Source organism: Polaromonas sp. Polasp52, from assembly GCF_059491565.1.
In genome coordinates this window covers 4296375-4312345 of sequence record NZ_CP168513.1, presented here as the reverse complement: position 1 = coordinate 4312345, position 15971 = coordinate 4296375, and the positions used below count along the sequence as shown (strand labels likewise).

Genomic DNA, 15971 nt, shown 5'->3' with positions numbered 1-15971 from the left:
CTCAGGGTTTTCCGGGGGATTGAAAACACGCAGCAGCGGCGCTAGCTGATCAAACTGGCGCCAGCAAACAGGCCTTCGCACATCAACACCCACCCAAGCCCATGAACCCCAGCACCAAACCCCAACACATCGGCATCGTCGGCTGCTCCGCGGAAGGCGCGGCGCTTTGTTACCAGACCATCTGCACCGAAGGCACCAAGCTGCTGGGCCCGCATGCCCATCCCGAGGTATCGCTGCACACGCCCTCGCTCTCCGACTACATGGCCTGCATTTACCAAAATGACTGGCGCGGTGTGGGCGACATCATGCTGGCCTCGGCCCATAAGCTCAAGGCAGCGGGCGCCGACTTCCTGGTCTGCCCCGACAACACGATTCACCAGGCCTTTGCCCATGTGAAAGCGCGCTCGCCCCTGCCCTGGCTGCACATTGCCGAGGTCGTCGCCGCGGAGGCCGCGCAGCGCGGATTCTTGCGCCTGGGCATCACCGGCACCCGCTGGCTGGTGGACAGCGAGGTCTACCCTGACAAACTTCGCGCGCGCGGGCTGGACTACCTGCGGCCCACCGACGCCGAACGCGACGAGATCAACCGCATCATCATGGATGAGCTGGTATACGGCGTGTTCAAACCCGAGGCGATCACCTGCTTCCAGCAAGTCATGTCGCGCATGAAAGGCGCTGGCTGCGATGCCGTCGTGCTGGGCTGCACCGAGATTCCGCTGATCATGAGCGACGCGAACTCGCCCTTGCCGACCCTGGACTCGACACGCCTGCTGGCGCGGGCCGCGCTTCACCGGGCGGTGCAAGGCGCCGTCGCCGCGGCGTAATCGCAAGCAGAAACAAAAAAGCCGGTTAGCTAACGCTAACCGGCTCTCTGCTGGTTTTAATGGTCGGTGTGAAAGGATTCGAACCTTCGACCCCTTGCACCCCATGCAAGTGCGCTACCAGGCTGCGCCACACACCGACAAGCCTTAGATTATAGCCTGCTGCAAAGCACTTCTCAGTGGTTGTTGCTCAGGAGATCACGGATTTCGAACAACTCGCGGCGCACCAGCAGCAACCTTTGCTGCGCGGCAGCCCCTGTGGGCAGGTCGGCGCCCTCGGGTTCGCTGTCTTCAAAGTCGGCGTGATCGGTGGAATCCTCAAAATCCTCGAGCAGCGAATCGCCGCCTTCAAGCACTTCAACACCGTCGAGCATGACCTCCCCGTTGCGGCGCTTGTCGCGTTCGATCTGGACGATTTCCTGGAGCTTGTTGCGCGCACCGCTGATCGTGAAGCCCTGGTCGTAGAGCAGGTCGCGGATGCGCCGGATCATGAGCACCTCATGGTGCTGGTAGTAGCGCCGGTTGCCGCGCCTTTTCATCGGGCGCAGCTGCGTGAACTCCTGCTCCCAATAACGGAGCACGTGAGGTTTGACGCCGCACAAATCGCTGACTTCACCGATAGTGAAATAGCGTTTCGCCGGAATGGGTGGAAGAGTTTTCTCCAATTAAATCAATGCGCTAAGGAGGAAACCTCCAAATCTACTCTAAGTCGAAAGTTAGCGCAAAGAGTTGCTTGGCTTTTTTGAAATCTGTTGCTCCGTCACACAAGTAACACGAAGTTACCAACTCATCGCTGCGGTGCAATAAGACGGGTGTCTGTGCTACCGGAGCGCGGGCCCAGCTTATTCGGCCGGGTTTTCGCCCTGGATCTGGTCTTTGAGCTTGTGGCTGGCGTGGAAAGTGACCACGCGGCGGGCCTGGATGGGGATGGCTTCGCCAGTGCGGGGGTTGCGGCCGGGGCGCGGCGCCTTGGTACGGATCTGGAAATTGCCAAAACCGGAAATTTTTACATCATTTCCGTCCACCAGGCTGTCTGAAATCAGGTCGAAAAACGCGTCGATCATGTCTTTCGATTCGCGTTTGTTGAGCCCGATCTGCTCAAACAGCAATTCGGCAAGGTGCGCCTTGGTCAGCGCCGGGGTCTCCAGGCTTTCTACAGAAAATTCCATGCGGCAGTGCTCCTGGCGTTTTTTATTTTGGAAGGTTCGTGGAAGCCTCAGGCACGCAGTCGCGCCCCGAGTTGACCTTGCAGATTCGCGAGAACCGCCTGAACGGCCGCCTCAATCTCCTCGTCGGTCAGTGTAGCGGTGTCGCTCGAAAGCACCAAGCGCACGGCCAGGCTTTTTTCACCCAGTTGCATGCTGGCGCTGGCCTGCTGCGGCCTGTAGACGTCAAACAAGGTGGCGTCCTTGAGCAGGCCTTGCGTGGCCGCGCCGTGGATGGCCGCCATGAGTGCGGCGTGCGTGGCGCCCTCCGGCACGATGACGGCGATGTCGCGCTCCACGGGCTGCAGTTTGCTGACCGGCTTGAACTCAGGCACCGGGCGCTGCAGGACCGCGTCCAGTTCGAGCTCGAACAGCAACGGCGCCTGGGCCAGGTCATAGCCCTGGCGCCACTGCGGATGCAGCTCGCCCACAAAGCCTATGGCCTTGCCGCCCACCGACACGCTGGCGCAGCGGCCGGGGTGCATGGCGGGATGCGCGGCGGGCGCAAAGACGGCCTGGAACGGTGCGAGCAAAGCCTCGACATCGCCCTTGGCGTCGAAGAAATCCACCGCCTTGTCGGACTGGCTCCAATTCAGGGCAGCCCGCGGCCCGTAGGCCAGGCCGGCCACGCGCATGGGCTGGTTGAAGCCGGCTACGCTGGTGTCGGTGTTCTGGGCCTGCGCATCACGCAGAAAAACACGGCCCAGCTCAAACACGTTCACACGGGAGGCTTTACGGTCCAGGTTGAACTTGAGCACCTGCAGCAGCGAGCCCAGCAGCGAAGAGCGCATGACGCTCATCTGGCTGGCGATCGGGTTGAGCAGCTTGATGGGGTTAGCGTTGCCGGCGAGTTCGTGCTCCCAGCGCTCTTCCACAAAGCTGAAGTTGATGGTTTCCTGGTAACCCAGCGAAGCCAGCGCGCGGCGCACGGCAAAGGGGCTGCGCTCGGCCTCAAGACGCAGCCGCGCCGTGATGGGCGCCAGCGGCGGCATGTCGGGCAACTGCTGGTAGCCCACCATGCGCACCACCTCTTCGATGAGGTCTTCCTCGATTTGCAGGTCAAAGCGGTAGCTGGGCGGCGTCACCGTGAGGATGCCCTCGCCTTGCGTCACCGGCAAGCCCAGGCGCTGGAGCGAGTCCAGGCACTGCGCCTGGGTCAGCGGCATGCCGATCACCTTGGCGGCACGCGCCACGCGCAGGGTGACGGGCGCCGCCTTGGGCACATTGACCTGCTGGTCGTCCATGGGGCCGCACACGGTTTGTGGCGTGCCGCAGATGTCGATGATCAGCTGGGTGATGCGCTCGATGTGCTCCACGGTCTGGCCGGGGTCAACGCCGCGCTCGAAACGATGGCCTGCATCGGTCGAGAAGTTGTAGCGGCGCGAACGGCCGGCGATGGACTTGGGCCACCAGAAAGCGGCTTCGACGTAAACATGTTTCGTGTCGTCGGACACCGCGGTGGCGTCCCCGCCCATGATGCCGGCCAGGGACTCAACCTGGGCATCATCGGCGATCACGCCAACCTTTTCGTCGACCGTCACGGTATTGCCGTTAAGCAGCTTGAGCGTCTCGCCGGGCTTGCCCCAGCGGACGTCGAGCGCGCCGTGGATCTTGTCGAGGTCAAAGATATGCGAGGGGCGGCCCAGCTCGAACATCACGTAGTTGGAGATATCGACCAGCGCGGTCACGCTGCGCTGGCCGCAACGCGCCAGGCGGTCCACCATCCATTGCGGCGTGGCGGCTTTGGTGTTGACGTTGCGCACCACGCGGCCCGAAAAGCGGCCGCAGAGATCGGGGGCACTGATCTTGACCTGCACTTTGGTGGCATCGACCGCGGCCACGGCCGGGATGGACGGTGTGTGCAGCGGCGCGCCGGTGAGCGCGGCGACTTCGCGCGCGACGCCCCAGACGCTCAGGCAATGCGCGAGGTTGGGCGTGAGCTTGAGGGTGAACAGGGTGTCGTCCAGCCGCAGGTGTTCGCGGATGTCCTGGCCCAGCGGCGCATCGGCGGCCAGTTCGAGCAGGCCGCCGTGGTCTTCGGAGAGCTTGAGTTCGCGCGCCGAGCACAGCATGCCCTGGCTCTCGACGCCGCGCAGCTTGCCGACCTTGATCAGGAAAGGTTTGCCGTCTTCGCCGGGCGGCAGTTCGGCGCCGACCAGGGCGCAGGGCACCTTGATGCCGACGCGGGCGTTGGGCGCGCCGCAGACAATGTTGAGCAGGCTGCCCTGCCCCACGTCGACCTGGCAGACGCGCAGGCGGTCGGCATCAGGATGCTGCACGGCCTCCTTGATTTCACCGACGACGATCTTGGTGAAGGGCGGCGCCACGGGCTTGAGTTCTTCGACCTCCAGGCCGGCCATGGTGAGGGTGTCGGCGAGCTGCTGGGTGTTGAGCGGCGGGTTGCAGAATTCGCGCAACCAGGATTCTGGGAATTGCATGGTGAGACCTTGTTGTTCTTGTTCTTGTGGCTTATGACTGGAACTGCGAGAGAAAACGGATATCGCCGTCGAAGAACAGGCGCAGGTCGTTGACGCCATAGCGCAGCATGGTCAGGCGGTCCGGGCCCATGCCGAAGGCAAAGCCGATGTATTTTTCGGGATCCAGGCCCATGTTGCGCACCACGTTCGGGTGCACCTGGCCGGAGCCGGCCACTTCCAGCCAGCGGCCGGCGAGCGGGCCGGTCTGGAACTGGATGTCGATCTCGGCGCTGGGCTCGGTGAAGGGGAAAAAGCTGGGCCGAAAACGCAGCACCAGGTCGTCGCTTTCAAAGAAGGTGCGGCAAAAATCGGTGAAGACGAATTTGAGGTCCTTGAAGCTCACGTTCTCGCCTATCCACAGGCCTTCGCACTGGTGGAACATGGGCGAGTGGGTGGCATCGCTGTCGACGCGGTAGGTGCGGCCCGGCGCGATGACGCGGATCTCGGGCATGCGGCCGCCGGCATCGATCAAGGCACGGTGTTTCTTGACATGCTGCACCGCATAGCGGATCTGCATGGGGCTGGTGTGGGTGCGCAGCAGGTTGGGCGCGGCCTCGGTGCCGCCTTCGACATAAAAGGTATCGTGCATGGACCGTGCCGGATGGTCTTCCGGCGTGTTGAGCGCGGTGAAGTTGAACCAGTCGGTCTCGATCTCGGGGCCCTGGGCCACGTCGAAGCCCATGGAGCCAAAAATGCCTTCGATGCGCTCCAGCGTCAGCGACACGGGATGCAGGCCGCCCTGCACGCGCTGGCGGCCGGGCAGGCTCACGTCGAGCGCTTCGGCTTTGAGCTGTTTTTGCAATTCGGCATCAGCCAGCGCCTGGCGGCGCGCGTTCAGCGCGGCTTCAATGGCCTGCTTGGCCAGGTTGATGGCCGCGCCGCGGGATTTTTTCTCTTCGACGCTGAGGGCCGCCATGCCCTTCATCAACTCGGTAACGCGGCCAGTCTTGCCCAGGAACTGCGCTTTGGCGTTTTCCAGGTCGGCGGGCGTGTTGGCCTGCGCAAAGCTGGCTTGGGCGCTGCTGACCAGTTCTTGGAGGGCATCAGGTTGGGTCATACGTTCTCTTGTTCGAAATACAAAACGGCAAAGGCGCTTTCGGCAGTACTCCCATCACGCCAGCTAGGAGGAAGCACTGCGGAAAAAACCATAAAAAAGGGCCAGAGCCTTTTCAAGCTCCAGCCCTTATTTTCTTGCGTAGGCAGTGATTGAATAGCGTCAATACTGCCTGGCCTGAAAATCAGGCGGCCAGCTTGGCTTTCACCTGTTCAACGATGGCGCCGAAAGCAGCGCTGTCATTGATGGCCATGTCGGACAGAACCTTGCGGTCGATCTCGATGCCGGCTTTCTTCAGGCCGTTGGCGAACTGGCTGTAGGTCAGGCCGAATGAACGGCTTGCAGCATTGATACGGGCGATCCACAACTGGCGGAACACGCGCTTCTTGGTACGGCGGTCACGGTAGGCATATTGCCCGGCCTTCATTACCGCTTCTTTGGCGATACGGAAGACATTGCCGCGGCGGCCGCGGAAACCTTTTGCAAGGGTTAAAACTTTTTTGTGGCGGGCGCGAGCCGTTACACCACGTTTGACGCGAGGCATGTGTGTACTCCTTGTTCGTCGTTAATTAAATGCCCTGGCCTGGGAGCATCTGTGCCATGTGACCCATATTGGTCTCATGGACAGTCACCGCACCACGCAGATGGCGTTTGTTTTTGGTGGTCTTCTTGGTCAGGATGTGACGTTTGAAGGCTTGGCCGCGCTTGACGGTACCACCCGGACGAACGCGGAAACGCTTTTTCGCGCCGCTCTTGGTCTTCATTTTGGGCATGTAAATGCTCCTTTTCATTTGTGCTCGTGAGGCGCTGCGAACCTTCCGCAGACTTGATGGCCCCGAGCCACTTGTCAGTGGCCAGTGATGACACTTGCCACTGCCGGCGGATGTTTTGCAACATCCGCTGGTCGCGACGGGTTTGATCCCACCGCTTTCGGAAAGCAGGCTTGTCGCCCACCCTCACAGGAAACGCCTTGCGGCATCCCCTCAAAGGTCCGCCGGATCAATCCGGCAAACCCGTATTTCTTCTAGCTACCCTCAGGCCGTCGCCGAGGGCGCTGGTGCTGCCGCAGTTTCCGCAGCCGGCTTGCCGCCGGGCTTCTTGCGGCCCGGCGCGATCATCATGACCATCTGCCGGCCTTCAAGCTTGGGGAACTGCTCCACCACAATCAAATCCGCCAATTCGTCGCGAATCCGCGCCAGCAGGGCCAAACCCAGTTCCTGGTGCGTGATTTCGCGGCCGCGAAAGCGCAAGGTGATCTTGCACTTGTCGCCCTCTTCCAAAAAGCGCTTGATGTTGCGCAATTTGATGTTGTAGTCCCCATCGTCAGTGCCGGGCCGGAATTTAACTTCCTTGATCTCGATCACTTTTTGCTTGGACTTCGCTTCCGCCGCCTTCTTCTGCTCGGCGTACTTGAACTTGCCGTAATCCATCAACCTGCACACGGGCGGAACCGCCGTGGGGGAGATTTCAACAAGGTCAACGTCGGCTTCACCTGCCAGGCGCAAGGCCTCCGCGATGCTGACAATGCCTAAAGGCTCATTGTCCGGCCCGGTCAGACGCACTTCGGGGGCCATGATTTCACGGTTCAAGCGGTGCTTGCGTTCTTCACGGTGACGGCGGTCACGAAATTCAGTAGCGATGGTTCTATCCTCTAACTCTTGCTATAAAAGCTATAGCGGCTTGCGCCCGTCCCACAAGGACGAGAAGCTCAATCCCAGCAAACTCTGGTGAGTTTGTCAGCGATTCAGGCTTTTTGTGCGATGTCAGAGGCGATTTGCCGGGCAAACGCATCGAGAGGCATCACTCCAAGGTCTTTGTTACCCCGGGCGCGCACTGCAACGGCTCCAGCTTCCTTCTCCTTGTCGCCCACGACCAGGATGTAAGGCAGCTTTTTCATCGAGTGCTCCCGTATTTTATACGTAATTTTCTCATTGCGCAGGTCCAGGTTGACCCTAAGCCCTTGATTTTGCAGCGTTTTGGCAACTTCCCGGGCATATTCGGCCTGGGAATCGGTGATATTGAGGACTGAAACCTGCTCTGGGGCCAGCCAGGTCGGCAGCGCGCCGGCGTGTTCCTCGATCAAAATCCCGATAAACCGCTCCAGGCTGCCCACAATCGCGCGGTGCAGCATTACCGGCCGGTGGCGGTTTCCGTCCTCGCCGACGTATTCGGCATCCAGGCGCTCCGGCATCGAAAAATCGACCTGCATGGTGCCGCACTGCCACTGGCGGCCTATGGCGTCTTTCAGCGTGTATTCGATCTTGGGGCCGTAAAACGCACCGTCGCCGGGGGCGATCTCAAACTCGCAGCCGGACGCGCGCAGGCTTTCCATCAGCGCGTGCTCGGCCCTGTCCCAGCTCTCGTCTGAGCCGATTCGCGCCTCGGGGCGCGTGGCGACCTTGTAGATGATGTTCTTGAAGCCGAAATCGGCGTAGACCTTTTGCAGCAGAGTCGTGTAGTCCACGCATTCCTTGAGGATCTGGTCCTCGGTGCAGAAGATATGGCCGTCGTCCTGCGTGAAGCCGCGCACGCGCATGATGCCGTGCAGCCCGCCCGAAGGCTCGTTGCGGTGGCACTGGCCGAATTCACCGTAGCGCAGCGGCAAGTCGCGGTAGCTCTTGATGCCCTGCTTGAAGATCAGGATGTGGCCGGGGCAGTTCATGGGCTTGAGCGCGTATTCACGCTTTTCGCTCTCGGTCGTGAACATGTTGTCGCGGTATTTGTCCCAGTGGCCGGTTTTTTCCCACAGCGTCTTGTCGATGATCTGCGGGCCCTTGACCTCCTGGTAGCCGTTGTCCTGGTAGACCTTGCGCATGTACTGCTCCACGCCTTGCCAGACCGTCCAGCCCTTGGGGTGCCAGAACACCAGGCCGGGCGCATGGTCGTCGATGTGGAACAGGTCCAGTTCCTTGCCGAGCTTGCGGTGGTCGCGCTTTTCGGCCTCCTCCAGCATCGTCAGGTACTGCTGGAGTTCGTCCTTGGTGGCCCAGGCCGTGCCGTAGACACGCTGCAGCATCTCGTTGCGGTGGTCGCCGCGCCAGTAGGCACCGGCCACTTTCATGAGCTTGAAGAATTTCAGCTTGCCCGTGCTGGGCACGTGGGGGCCGCGGCAAAGGTCTTCAAAAGCGCCCTCGCGGTAGAGCGAGACGTCCTCATTGGCCGGAATGCTGGCGATGATCTCTGCCTTGTAGTGCTCGCCTATGCTCTTGAAGTGCGCCACGGCCTCATCGCGCGGCAGCACGCGGCGCGTCACTGGCTCGTCCTTGGCGGCAAGCTCCGTCATGCGTTTTTCGATCGCGACCAGGTCTTCCGGCGTGAACGGGCGCTTGTACGAAAAATCGTAGAAAAAGCCGTTTTCAATCACCGGGCCAATCGTGACCTGCGCATCGGGGAACAACTCCTTCACGGCATAAGCCAGCAAGTGCGCCGTGGAGTGGCGGATCATCTCCAGCCCGTCGGCATCCTTGGCCGTGATGATGGAAACCGCGCTGTCCTTGGCGATCAGGTAGCTGGTGTCCACCACCTTGCCATCGACCTTGCCGCCCAGGGCAGCCTTGGCCAGGCCGGTGCCTATCGAGGCGGCGACTTCGGCGACCGTGACGGCTTGCGGATATTCGCGCTTGGAGGCATCGGGGAGCGTGATCTGAATCATGGGATGAGTTTTTAGGAGAAATGGGAAAACAAAAAAGCGCGGAACATGCCGCGCTTTGATGAAGGGGTATTTGGATTTAAGCTATGAAATATGTAGCTAACAATCACCAAGGGGTGCGGACTAGCGCCCTGGATGACTCCAGAAAACGGACAAGGGCCTAGTTCGCGGTGTCATAACCCGAACGATCCTTCCTGTTTCCAGTTTGATTGATTGCATGCGCGTATTTTACGGCAGGTTGGCTGGGCACCGCCCACACCGCGCATCCGGCGGTGGCGAAACGCTATTGCGGTGAGCTCGGCGGCAGAAAACCCAGGCCCAGGCAACGCGGGCATTCGGTGATGACGGTCTGTTTCTCGACCTCGAAGTGCTCGTTGATGTTTTCGCTCTCGATACGCAGTTCACCGGAACCCTCGCAATCAGGACAGGAAATACGCTTGAAACCCACGGTTAAGTCCGACACGGCAGCCCCTCCAGTTGATGTTCAAAGTCGTGTTTTATGTAACAAACATCACTCTACGCCAAAAAGCACCTGCAAAAAAGCCCGGACAGGCCCTAAGTTCCTGTCCGGGCTGAAAGCTGCGCCCGTGAAGGCTCCAGCGTCTGGGTAATCGTTGGAATGAAAGCAGTTCAGTGGAACTGTTCTTCTTCGGTGGAACCGGTCAGCGCGGTCACGCTGGACTTGCCGCCCTGGATCACCGTGGTGACTTCGTCGAAGTAGCCGGTGCCGACTTCCTGCTGATGCGACACAAAGGTGTAGCCGCGGTCGCGCGCCGCGAATTCGGGCTCCTGAACCTTCTCGACATAGGCCGACATGCCGCGTTTGACGTAGTCCTGGGCCAGGTCGAACATGTTGAACCACATCGAATGGATGCCGGCCAGGGTGATGAACTGGTATTTGTAGCCCATCGCGCCCAGCTCCTTCTGGAACTTGGCAATGGTTGCGTCGTCGAGGTTTTTCTTCCAGTTGAAGGACGGCGAGCAGTTGTAGGCCAGCAATTTGCCGGGGTGCACCTTGTGCACGGCCTCGGCAAACTTCCTGGCGAACTCCAGGTCGGGCGTGCCGGTTTCGCACCACACGAGGTCGGCGTAGTGGGCGTAGGCGATGGCGCGGCTGATGGCCTGGTCAATGCCTTTTTTCGTCTTGTAAAAGCCTTCGGACGTGCGCTCGCCGGTGATGAAAGGCTTGTCGTTTTCGTCGTAGTCGCTGGTCAGCAGGTCGGCCGCTTCGGCGTCGGTGCGGGCAATCACCAGCGTGGGCACGCCGCAGACGTCGGCGGCCATGCGGGCAGCCACCAGCTTTTGCACGGCTTCAGCGGTAGGCACCAGCACCTTGCCGCCCATGTGGCCGCATTTCTTGACCGAGGCGAGCTGGTCTTCCCAGTGCACACCGGCGGCGCCGGCCTTGATCATGGCCTTCATCAGTTCGAAGGCGTTGAGCACGCCGCCGAAACCGGCTTCGGCATCGGCCACGATGGGCGCGAAGTTGTCGATGTAGCCCTTGTCGCCGGCGTCTATGCCCTTGGAGTGCTGGATCTCGTCGGCGCGGCGGAAGGTGTTGTTGATGCGCTCAACCACGGTGGGCACGGAGTCGACCGGGTACAGAGACTGGTCGGGGTACATGGAGGCATAGCTGTTGTTGTCGGCGGCGACTTGCCAGCCCGAGAGATAAATCGCTTTGACGCCGGCCTTGACCTGCTGCATGGCCTGACCGCCCGTGAGCGCGCCCAGGCAGTTCACATAAGGCTCGTTGTTGACCAGGTTCCAGAGTTTTTCGGCGCCGCGGCGTGCCAGCGTGTGCTCAATCGGAAAGGAGCCGCGCAGGCGAACCACGTCGGCCGCGCTGTAACCGCGCTTGATGCCCTTCCAGCGGGGGTTGGTGGCCCATTCTTTTTCGAGGGCGGAAATCTGCTGGTCGCGGCTCAGTTGTTCAGTCAGGGTTTGTGGCATGGTGGGCTCCTTGAGTTGAAAGAATTGAAGAAGGGAAAAAGTGGTGACTGCGATGGACTCACTTTAAGTCTTCTACAAGACTTTGTGAAGCTCTTATGTCTTATATAAGACAAAAATAAAATTCAATAAAATCAATGAACTATTAATAAAATATCGCAATACAAAATCATATTTCTCGGATTGAGAAATATTTGCGCAGCGCAGCATTTACGATTTTTGTATTGTGAAATTAATTTATTGGATCGTGAAATATGCGGCGCTGCCCGCGCAGGTCGGAAACGGCGCAGCGGCAGCGCGCTTGAGCCAGGAGCAAAGAAGGGCCTGGGCGCTTGCAGCAGGCGCCCTGAAATTCAGGCCTGGCGGCCGGTGCGGTGCAGCACCCAATCGCCACCGGCAATGACGGGTTTGCCCAGGGTGCGCTCCGGCGAAATTTCATAGAGCACACACAGCAGTTCGCGCGCCGGCGTGGTGTCCAGTTGCACCATCACTTCGCGCTTGGTGTATTCACCGGTTTGCTGCGGCCAGACCTCCTCGATCTCATCGAGCACCCGCTCCAGCTCCGGGCTGACGGCATAGACTTCGCCGTGTACAACACCTGTCCCGCCCAGCACAAGGCCCGGGTAGCTTCCGAGGTGATGCATGACGCCGGCCAGTTGGGCCCGCCCCACCCACTGCGGCGCGGGCCGCAGGCGGTTGATGTCCCGCTCTTCCCCTCTGCGCAGGGTGCCGTAGACAAAAACATGGCGAGTGGCGGGAGCGGTCATCGCTTGGAATCCTGAGTATCGGAAGGTAGGGAGATCCGGTCCGAAAAAACTAAGGCATGATTTCGGCCTGCGCCGGCATCCCCTGCCGGCCTGTGCAACCGACGGGCAGCAGAGCCGCTGCAACAGGAACTCCCAGTTTAATGAACCGCATTGTGGCTTACGCCTGTCTCGGGCTCAGCATGTCCTTGGTGGGCAGCTATGTGGCGCTGTCCAAACCCCTGGTCGCCGCCCTGCCCGTCTTTTTGCTCGCCTGGCTGCGTTTTGGCATAGGCGGCGCTGCCATGCTGCGCTGGCTTAAAAAACCGGCTGGAGAGGTTCCCATGAGCCGGCAAACCGCCCGCCTGCTGTTCCTGGAGTCCTTCCTGGGCAACTTCCTGTTTTCCCTCTGCATGCTGTTCGGCGTGAGCATGACCAGCGCGGTCGCGGCCGGCGTGATCATGGCGTCCATCCCGGCCGCCGTCGCGCTCATGAGCTGGCTCTTCCTGCGCGAGCGCATCAGCCTGCGGGTATGGGGTGCGGTGGCCTGTGCCGTGGTCGGCATCGCGCTGGTGTCGCTGGCCAAAAATCCTGCTGCGGGCCACGCAGCAACGGGGCCGCAAACCGAGCTGGCGCCAAGTTACGCCTGGCTGGGCAACCTGCTGCTGGTGGGCGCGGTGCTGTGCGAGGCCTTCTATGCGGTGATCGGCAAGAAGCTGACCGGCGTGCTGAGCCCCAAACGCATTTCGGCCCTGATCAACCTGTGGGGTTTTGCGCTCGTCACGCCGCTGGGCCTGTGGGCGGCCTGGCGTTTTGACTTCGGCGGGGTCACGCCCTCCCTCTGGCTGTTGCTGGTGTTCTATTCGCTGGCTGCCAGTGTCTGGACGGTGTGGCTCTGGATGACGGGCCTCAAAACCATCCCGGCCAACGAAGCCGGCGTGTTTGCCGTGCTGCTGCCCATCAGCGCCGCCGCAGTCGGCGTCATGGTGCTGGGCGAAACACTGAACCCCACCCAGATCGGCGCCTTCGGCATCGCGCTGGCCGGCGTGGTACTGGCTACTTTGCCGGGACGGGGTCTGGAAAAGCCTGCTCCGGTCGAGCCGCCGCACTGATCTCGCGGTCCAGCCGCTTTTGCCGGCGCATCACATAGATGCTGTAGCTGATGATGCCCAGCGACACCACCGTGATCAGGATCGTGGCCGCCGCGTAAATCGACGGGTTCACGCCGCGGCGGGCGTAGCTGAAGATCACCTGCGGCAGGGTCGTCACGCCCGGGCCCGATAAAAACTCCGAAATCACCACGTCGTCGAATGAAAGCGTGAACGTCAGCAGCCAGGCCGACACCAAGGCCGGCGCGATGTTGGGCAGGGTCACCAGGAAAAACACCTGCATGGGCCGGCAGCCCAGGTCCATCGCGGCCTCTTCGAGGGTTCGGTCCATTTCGCTCAGGCGCGACTGGACCACAACGGTCGCGTAGGCCATGCCCAGCAAGGTGTGGCCGGTCACGATGGTGATGAAGCCGCGGTCTGGCCAGCCCACGGCGCGCTGCACCGCCACCATCAGCAGCAGCAGGGACAGTCCGATGATGACCTCGGGCATGACCAGGGGCGCGTTGACCAGCCCGTAAAACAGCGTGCGCCCGGTAAAGCGCAGGTAACGCACCAGCACAAAGGCGGCAAAGGTTCCCAGAACCACCGACAGCGTGCCGGTGATCAGCGCCACCTTGAGCGACAGGAAGAAACCTTCGACCAGCCGCGAGTCCGCCAGCAGTGCCTCGTACCAGCGCGTGGAAAAGCCGGTGAAGACACCGTCCTGCCGCGTGCTGTTGAAGGAAAAGACGATGAGGAAAAACAGCGGGATGTAAAGAAAGAGGTAGACCAGCCCCATCCAGAGCCGGCCCACGTTGTTTTCCACCAGGCGCGAAAAACCCCTCAGGCTGAGCTTCATCTCAGTGCCCTCCCCGCGCATCGCGGTCGCTGCTGGAGCGGTAATAAAAAGCCAGCGGCACCAGGATCAGCAAAATCATCACCACCGCGAGCGCCGACGCGCGCGGCCAGTTGTTGCTGCTGAACATCTCGTCCCAAACCACGCGGCCGATCATGATGTTTTCGGCGCCGCCCAGCAGCGAGGGGATCACGAACTCGCCGACGCTGGGAATGAACACCAGCATGGAGCCGGCCACGATGCCCGACTTGCTGAGCGGCACAGTGATCAGCCAGAAGGCCTTCCAGGCGCTGGCGCCCAGGTCGTGCGCAGCCTCCAGCAGGCGGAAATCCATCTTCACCAGGTTGGCGTAAAGCGGCAGGATCATGAAGGGGCAGTACACATAGGTCATGCCCACCAGCATGGAGACGTCGGTGTAAAGCATCACCATGGGCTCCTGGATGATGCCCAACGACAGCAGCAGGTTGTTGAGCACACCCTGGTCGGCCAGTATGCCCTTCCAGGCGTAGACACGCAGCAGGAAGGAGGTCCAGAACGGCAGCATCACCAGCATCAACAAGGCCGGGCGTATCGAGGGCCGCGAACGCGCGATGAAGTAGGCAAAGGGATAGCCTATGACCAGGCAGGACAGCGTGGTCAGCAAAGCGTACTTCAGCGAGGTCTTGTAGGCCTCCATGTAAATGGTGTTGCCGAAGCCGCCCACGGCGTCCTGCGCGTTGTCGATGAAGATGGACGCGTAGTTGTTGTAGCGCAGCAGGACGTGCCAGGAGCCCTTGACCGTCTCTATCAGCGGCGCGAAAGGATCGACGCCGCCTCCCATGTCCGTCACGCTGATGCGCAGCAGGATCAGGAAAGGCAGCACAAAAAACAGCAGCAGCCAGACATAGGGCACGGCGATCACGAAGCGCCGCCCGAGGTTGAGCTGAAGCCAGGAGGGGATGTTGTTCATCGCCGGGATTGAATCGTTAAGGCCTGTGGGCTGCGCCTACTGCGTCAGCACCACCGGCGCGGAGCCGTCCCACCAGAAGAAGACCTGGTCGTCCCAGGTGATGGTGTCGCTGTCGTGGCGCGTGGTGTTGGTCTCGGTGATCTTGAGGGTGCGCCCGCCAGCCGCTTCCACGATGAAGGTGTTGTAGCTGCCGAAATAGGCAATCTCGCGCACCTTGCCGGTAAACAGGTTGCTGCTGACCCCAGATGGACGAGCCTTGGCGATATGGATCTTCTCGGGCCGCACCGCGATGGCCACCGCCATGCCCAGCGTGCCGCTGATGCCGTGCCCCACGCTCACCACGCCCTGGTCGGTGGTGACTTCGCAGCGGTCGGCTTCGTCCAGCGTGAGCTCGCCTTCCAGCATGTTGACGTTGCCGATGAAGTCGGCCACAAAGCGGCAATTGGGGTGCTCGTAGATTTCCTTGGGCGTGCCGACCTGCAGCACGCGGCCGTGGCTCATCACGGCGATGCGGGAGGCCATGGCCATGGCTTCTTCCTGGTCGTGCGTGACCATGACGCAGGTCACGCCCACCGATTCAAGAATGTTGACGAGTTCGAACTGCGTGCGTTCGCGCAGCTTTTTGTCCAGCGCGCCCAGGGGTTCGTCGAGCAAAAGCAGCTGGGGGCGCTTGGCCAGGCTGCGCGCCAGGGCCACACGCTGCTGCTGGCCGCCCGAAAGCTGGTGCGGCTTGCGTTTGGCGAAGGCCTCGAGCTGGACCAGCTTGAGCATCTCCTGCACGCGGGCCTCGATCTCGGGCTTGGGCATGCCTTCGCGCTTGAGGCCGAAAGCGATGTTGTCCCAGACCGTCAGGTGCGGAAACAGCGCATACGACTGGAACATCATGTTGATGGGCCGCTCGTAGGGCGGGAAGGACGCGATGTCCACGCCGTCCAGAAAGACCGCGCCGGAGGTCGGTTTTTCAAAACCCGCCAGCATGCGCAGCAGGGTCGACTTGCCACAGCCGGAGCTGCCCAGCAGTGCGAAGATTTCACCCTTGTGGATGGACAGCGAGACATCATCGACCGCTGCCACGCCATCAAAGCGCTTGACCAGCTGGTCGGTCCGCAAAAACCCGTCGCCGGCCGAGAGAGGTAGATTCATGAACAGGATTTCCTGCCTTCATCAAAATGAAAAAAAGCT

16 protein-coding genes and 1 tRNA gene are annotated in these 15971 nt (G+C 61.2%); 2 read left to right on the top strand and 15 right to left on the bottom strand.

The window, feature by feature from the left end; translation table 11 throughout:
- Positions 1-101 precede the first annotated feature (101 nt).
- Positions 102-824 (top strand): aspartate/glutamate racemase family protein, encoded by a 723-nt coding sequence (locus ACEN9P_RS20245; protein WP_495620290.1) that lies wholly within the window; start codon positions 102-104, stop codon positions 822-824.
- A 60-nt stretch (positions 825-884) separates the two neighbouring features.
- On the opposite strand, the gene ACEN9P_RS20240 is transcribed toward ACEN9P_RS20245, so the two are convergent.
- The 12 genes from ACEN9P_RS20240 to ACEN9P_RS20185 all read right to left on the bottom strand — a co-directional run bounded on the left by ACEN9P_RS20240 (position 885) and on the right by ACEN9P_RS20185 (position 11920).
- Positions 885-961: transfer RNA gene (locus tag ACEN9P_RS20240), tRNA-Pro, on the bottom strand.
- Positions 962-997: 36 nt separating this feature from the next.
- The gene (locus ACEN9P_RS20235; RefSeq protein ID WP_074575302.1) at positions 998-1486 is read right to left on the bottom strand and encodes a MerR family transcriptional regulator; all 489 of its coding nucleotides are present in this window, start codon (positions 1484-1486) and stop codon (positions 998-1000) included.
- Between the two features lie 177 nt (positions 1487-1663).
- Positions 1664-1990 carry an integration host factor subunit alpha gene (locus ACEN9P_RS20230; RefSeq protein ID WP_074575303.1) on the bottom strand — a complete coding sequence of 109 codons (327 nt, stop codon included), beginning with the start codon at positions 1988-1990 and terminating at the stop codon, positions 1664-1666.
- A gap of 47 nt (positions 1991-2037) precedes the next feature.
- Complete coding sequence (gene pheT / locus ACEN9P_RS20225) at positions 2038-4464, bottom strand: phenylalanine--tRNA ligase subunit beta (RefSeq protein ID WP_495620289.1); 2427 nt, start codon at positions 4462-4464, stop codon at positions 2038-2040.
- A gap of 31 nt (positions 4465-4495) precedes the next feature.
- Positions 4496-5560: a phenylalanine--tRNA ligase subunit alpha gene (gene pheS, locus ACEN9P_RS20220; protein ID WP_413328439.1), complete on the bottom strand. Its 1065-nt coding sequence runs from the start codon at positions 5558-5560 to the stop codon at positions 4496-4498.
- Between the two features lie 181 nt (positions 5561-5741).
- On the bottom strand, positions 5742-6101 hold the full coding sequence (gene rplT, locus ACEN9P_RS20215; RefSeq protein ID WP_007870727.1) for a 50S ribosomal protein L20: 360 nt from the start codon (positions 6099-6101) through the stop codon (positions 5742-5744).
- A gap of 25 nt (positions 6102-6126) precedes the next feature.
- Positions 6127-6330, bottom strand: coding sequence for a 50S ribosomal protein L35 (gene rpmI / locus ACEN9P_RS20210; RefSeq protein WP_007870723.1), 204 nt, complete (start codon positions 6328-6330; stop codon positions 6127-6129).
- 261 nt (positions 6331-6591) lie between these two features.
- On the bottom strand, positions 6592-7131 hold the full coding sequence (infC, locus tag ACEN9P_RS20205) for a translation initiation factor IF-3 (protein ID WP_495622203.1): 540 nt from the start codon (positions 7129-7131) through the stop codon (positions 6592-6594).
- A 170-nt stretch (positions 7132-7301) separates the two neighbouring features.
- Entirely contained in the window at positions 7302-9209 is a 1908-nt protein-coding gene (thrS, locus tag ACEN9P_RS20200) for a threonine--tRNA ligase (RefSeq protein ID WP_495620288.1), read from the bottom strand.
- A gap of 280 nt (positions 9210-9489) precedes the next feature.
- On the bottom strand, positions 9490-9669 hold the full coding sequence (locus ACEN9P_RS20195) for a hypothetical protein (protein ID WP_139200899.1): 180 nt from the start codon (positions 9667-9669) through the stop codon (positions 9490-9492).
- 167 nt (positions 9670-9836) lie between these two features.
- A complete protein-coding gene (aceA, locus tag ACEN9P_RS20190; RefSeq protein WP_007870714.1) occupies positions 9837-11156 on the bottom strand; it encodes an isocitrate lyase in 1320 nt (439 codons plus the stop codon).
- Positions 11157-11506: 350 nt separating this feature from the next.
- On the bottom strand, positions 11507-11920 hold the full coding sequence (locus ACEN9P_RS20185; RefSeq protein WP_477663746.1) for a gamma-glutamylcyclotransferase family protein: 414 nt from the start codon (positions 11918-11920) through the stop codon (positions 11507-11509).
- Between the two features lie 140 nt (positions 11921-12060).
- Here ACEN9P_RS20185 and ACEN9P_RS20180 point away from each other — a divergent pair, with 140 nt between their 5' ends.
- Entirely contained in the window at positions 12061-13008 is a 948-nt protein-coding gene (locus ACEN9P_RS20180; protein WP_477663747.1) for a DMT family transporter, read from the top strand.
- Here ACEN9P_RS20180 and ACEN9P_RS20175 read toward each other — a convergent pair.
- From ACEN9P_RS20175 to ACEN9P_RS20165, 3 genes are read right to left on the bottom strand one after another with little or no spacing between them, the layout of a single operon-like run.
- Positions 12953-13843, bottom strand: coding sequence for an ABC transporter permease (locus ACEN9P_RS20175; RefSeq protein ID WP_495620287.1), 891 nt, complete (start codon positions 13841-13843; stop codon positions 12953-12955). The two genes, ACEN9P_RS20180 and ACEN9P_RS20175, sit on opposite strands and share 56 nt — an antisense overlap.
- Before the next feature lies 1 nt (position 13844).
- The gene (locus ACEN9P_RS20170) at positions 13845-14789 is read right to left on the bottom strand and encodes an ABC transporter permease (RefSeq protein ID WP_477663749.1); all 945 of its coding nucleotides are present in this window, start codon (positions 14787-14789) and stop codon (positions 13845-13847) included.
- 36 nt (positions 14790-14825) lie between these two features.
- Entirely contained in the window at positions 14826-15932 is a 1107-nt protein-coding gene (locus tag ACEN9P_RS20165) for an ABC transporter ATP-binding protein (RefSeq protein ID WP_413328430.1), read from the bottom strand.
- Positions 15933-15971: the final 39 nt, after the last annotated feature.